We start from the raw sequence: 4,125 nt of genomic DNA on the forward strand, positions 1-4,125 counted from the left end.
GATAGCTGAAACGACGCAATTTCGTCAAGTATTGAGAATTAATCTTAATAAATTTAACGAAGTTAAGCCACTTTCAGCCTTCGATCGTTTATTAAGTTATGTAAATTACTTTTTTTTTGAGGGAGAGGGGTTGGGGGTGAAGGCAAAACTCCCTACTCCAGATCGGGACATCTCGGATTAGGATGCTTCACAGAGTTGTCACTGGCAATCTTCGGCATTTTATGCCCTTACCCAGTTAAATCGCGATCGCGCAGGGATGATTATTTGGACAGAGCCCATAATCCCTGCGCCTAAAAAGTTTTACACTGAAAGAAATCGGAAAATGCGGTCAACAACCCACCGTTAAATCGGAGTACCGACTCCCTTCGGGGGCTTGAAATATAGCCCTAGTTGACCAGACACAAGCAGTAATGCCTACGTTAGTGGCAAGCGTTTAAGTTCTTAACTGTGGATGCGCAGCTAGTCCGTAGCTCTAAAACTCAAAAGTTAAACAGCCATCTGGGAGGCAGTGCTTTTGAGATAGTACCGACCACTAACTTTGTCGTTGGCGCAGCCTGCCGCAGGCATAGCTAACCTTACCGGATCAATCCGAGTTGGTTTTGTAGGTTTCCAATCAAAAAACCTGCACTTTCCAGTTATGGATATATTGCGTAGACTATGCCCCCCGTTTCCTCCCCCCACCAAGCTGAGTACAGCTATGGTGGGGGTCACTCGCGGGGAAGACAGATGATATTTTCTAGATACTCATCTAATATTGTTGCGAGTTCTCATCTTACAAGCCAGAATGCTATTATCCGAGTCCGAACCATTGACAAAACATCCTGCCCAGAAAAAGTCTGCTTCTGTACTACAGCCAAATGATGGAGGAGGGGAATACGAAACAACCACTCCAGTCAATACAGTGCTAAATAATAGCACGCCACCGCCTCTTGAACCAGTGAAACGGGGGTTTATACCCGTTCTGAAAAACCGCAATTTCTTAACCCTCTGGAGTGGTCAAGTCTTTTCTCAGCTAGCCGATAAGGTTTATCTGGTACTGATGATTAGTCTGATTACCACTCACTTTCAAGAGTCAGGTGAAACTATTAATAGTAGCTGGGTATCGGCATTAATGATTGCTTTTACCATCCCGGCAGTACTGTTTGGTTCAATAGCGGGAGTATTTGTAGACAGATGGCCTAAGAAATTAGTGCTAGTAGGGACAAATATTCTACGGGGTATTATGGTTCTGACTATACCCATAATATTATGGATCGTGGCAGATTGGACACCAATCTACAACCTACCAGTGGGATTCTGTATGTTGTTGAGTATCACATTAGGAGTGTCCACATTAACCCAGTTTTTTGCCCCTGCAGAACAAGCAGTAATTCCCCTAATTGTCAAGCGTGAGGACTTACTATCGGCAAATTCCCTTTATACAACGACAATGATGGCATCGCTGATCGTTGGTTTTGCTGTAGGTGAACCTCTTTTAGTCTTTGCTAATACCCTAGTAACTAGGCTAAATTCTAGCTGGGACTTTGGCAAAGAACTAGTAGTAGGAGGATCTTATGCGATCGCAGGACTGCTACTATTGCTCTTGAAGACGGGTGAAAAGACAGAAACCGCCCAAGGGGAAACCCCTCACGTTTTTGAAGACATTCGGGATGGACTCCGCTATGTCAAACGACAGCGGCGGGTGCGGAATGCCATGATTCAATTAATTATTTTATTTTCCATTTTTGCCGCTTTAGCAGTATTGGCGGTACGGTTAGCCGAAATTCTCCCCCTTTTGAAACCCTCTCAGTTTGGCTTATTACTCGCCATGGGTGGTATCGGGATGGCTGGCGGGGCAGCGATTTTAGGACATTGGGGTCATCAATTCACCCACAATCGATTAAGCTTATATGGTTCTGTAGGGATGGCTTTTGCTCTCGTTGGACTATCGGTGTTTAACCATAATCTATGGCTAGCTTTACTGATGATGATACTATTGGGTGGCTTTGGTGCGCTGGTAGGTATTCCCATGCAAACTACAATTCAGGTAGAAACGCCAGAAGAAATGCGGGGAAAAGTGTTCGGACTGCAAAATAACGGGATTAATATTGCCCTCAGCTTGCCCTTAGCCTTAGCTGGAGTAGCAGAAACTTGGTTGGGGTTTAAGACAGTATTTCTGGGTTTGGCGGTAATTGCCATAGCAGGCGGCATCTTAAACTGGTATATTTCCGGTACAGGAGCGGTTATGTCAGCCAAACCTGACAAATAGAGACAGACAGATGAAAAGCCCCTGTCTTTTCAGTCAGTATCAACCTAAATAGAGACTCTCAAAACCAAACCATAATGCACATCGCATGGATCGGAAAAAAATCACCCTTTTGTGGTAATGTTACCTATGGTCGGGAAGTTACTAACGCACTACTCGACAGAGGCTACCAAGTTAGTTTTCTTCATTTTGCCCAAGAAGAAGTAGATGACTCAACCTTCTTTGGCTGTCAAGAAGTCTCTCTCCCTTGTCTTTACAAGTCTCAGATTTACACGGTTCCTACCCTTGGGGCGAGCAAAGTTTTAAGCCAATCCCTCAAGCAATTAAAACCGGATGTAGTTCATGCTTCTTTAACATTATCTCCTTTAGATTTTCTCTTACCAGAAATTTGTGAAGATCTCAATATACCTCTAGTTGCCACCTTCCATCCGCCTTTTGATGGGAAGCGGCGGAATCTAAAATCGGGTACGCAGCTATTTACCTATCAAATTTACGCGCCATTTCTAGCAAATTACGATCGCGTAATTGTCTTTTCTAAAATGCAGCGGGATTTCCTAATGAGGTTAGGAGTACCAACGAAAAAACTGGCGGTAATTCCTAATGGAGTTGACGAGCAGAAATATTCGCCTGGTTGTTCCCGTCTCAAATTACAATTTAATGCAGAACGTCTGTTTGTTTACCAAGGTCGAATTGCTCCCGAAAAAAATGTAGAATCTCTACTGCGGGCTTGGAAACAGTCAGATATGGGGGAAAACAGCAAGTTACTAATTGTCGGTAACGGTTCTCTCTTATCAAACTTAATGCCATTTTATGGTCCAGAATATGGCATTATCTGGCTGGGATTTATCGCCGATGAACAACAGCGGATTGAAATTCTGCGAGGGGCAGATGTGTTTATTTTGCCTTCTCTATTGGAGGGGCTATCCCTATCCTTACTAGAAGCTATGTCTTGCGGTATCGCTTGTATGGCAACAGATGCGGGGGCAGATGGGGAAGTATTAGAAGATGGGGCTGGTGTGATTCTCAGTACCCATCAAGTAGCAACTCAGCTTAGAACTCTTTTACCCCTATTGCGAGATCATAAAGATTGGACGACTTTATTAGGACAAAAAGGAAGAGGGAGGATTTTAGAACGCTATACTCTGAGCAATAATATTACTCAACTAGAAGTCCTTTATGGGGAGGTGTTACAAGGGCGGCGCGTACAGTTAAGTGGACGTGCTTAGAAAGTTTAGTGAGAATGCTATTATATTCAATCTTTTGGATCAAAAAAACTGTTTTTGGGAGAAATAAACACAATAATAATTTGTCTAACAGATAACTTGCACCATTCTCAATTACCAGTTGTACCCCTTCCCCAGCAGGGGTGAATGAAATCTTGCTCCCCCTTCCCTACTCAGGGTTGTTTCATTCTCCTACAGCAACAGGTTAAAACCTTTTGCTACACAGGCTTTACCGCCCTTCGGCGGTTCAACTTATTTGTTAATAAGCCAATGCAAGACTCGCTAACCTGCGAAGGCAGGTTTTGTCTGTGTAGCGACAGATTTCAATCTGTCGTAAAATTTGAGAATGAAACAGCCCTGCTTCCCTACTAGTGCAGCGCGGCAGAAGTTTCTCACCAGTTTCATTGATAGTGGTTTTTTCTCCCCTGCTCCCTGCTCAAGAGATCCCTGCTTACAACTGATGGGAAATTTGCTGCCAACCTGCACTAGGGAAGGGGGTTGGGGGGTTAGCTTTCTTCGCCGGAAGCCTCACGCCATATTTGTACTCAAATTGGCGTGAGATGGATAGGCGGGAAACCGTAGGAACGGAGGTTTCCAATTAATTACGCTCCTTTGTTGTTAGGACTAGATGAGCTTTCAAGTCAGACACTGAACGTC

At 44.1% G+C, this 4,125-nt stretch carries 3 protein-coding genes; all 3 read left to right on the top strand.

The features are described 5' to 3' along the window. Window positions 1-181, top strand: a 181-nt coding sequence (locus tag NJ959_RS26440) for a hypothetical protein (RefSeq protein WP_254014745.1), incomplete at its 5' end; no start/stop codon positions are given. 603 nt (window positions 182-784) lie between these two features. Then, window positions 785-2,248: an MFS transporter gene (locus NJ959_RS26445; protein WP_254014746.1), complete on the top strand. Its 1,464-nt coding sequence runs from the start codon at window positions 785-787 to the stop codon at window positions 2,246-2,248. A 74-nt stretch (window positions 2,249-2,322) separates the two neighbouring features. After that, complete coding sequence (locus tag NJ959_RS26450; RefSeq protein ID WP_254014747.1) at window positions 2,323-3,471, top strand: glycosyltransferase family 4 protein; 1,149 nt, start codon at window positions 2,323-2,325, stop codon at window positions 3,469-3,471. Window positions 3,472-4,125: the final 654 nt, after the last annotated feature.

Origin of the sequence: Limnofasciculus baicalensis BBK-W-15, from assembly GCF_024178385.1 — a bacterium.
Classification (GTDB): domain Bacteria; phylum Cyanobacteriota; class Cyanobacteriia; order Cyanobacteriales; family Coleofasciculaceae; genus Limnofasciculus; species Limnofasciculus baicalensis.

Bases quoted from the DNA above. Each gene is read 5' to 3' on its own strand.
- NJ959_RS26445 (WP_254014746.1), top strand. From the start codon at position 785: ATGCTATTATCCGAGTCCGAACCATTGACAAAACATCCTGCCCAGAAA.
- NJ959_RS26450 (WP_254014747.1), top strand. From the start codon at position 2,323: ATGCACATCGCATGGATCGGAAAAAAATCACCCTTTTGTGGTAATGTT.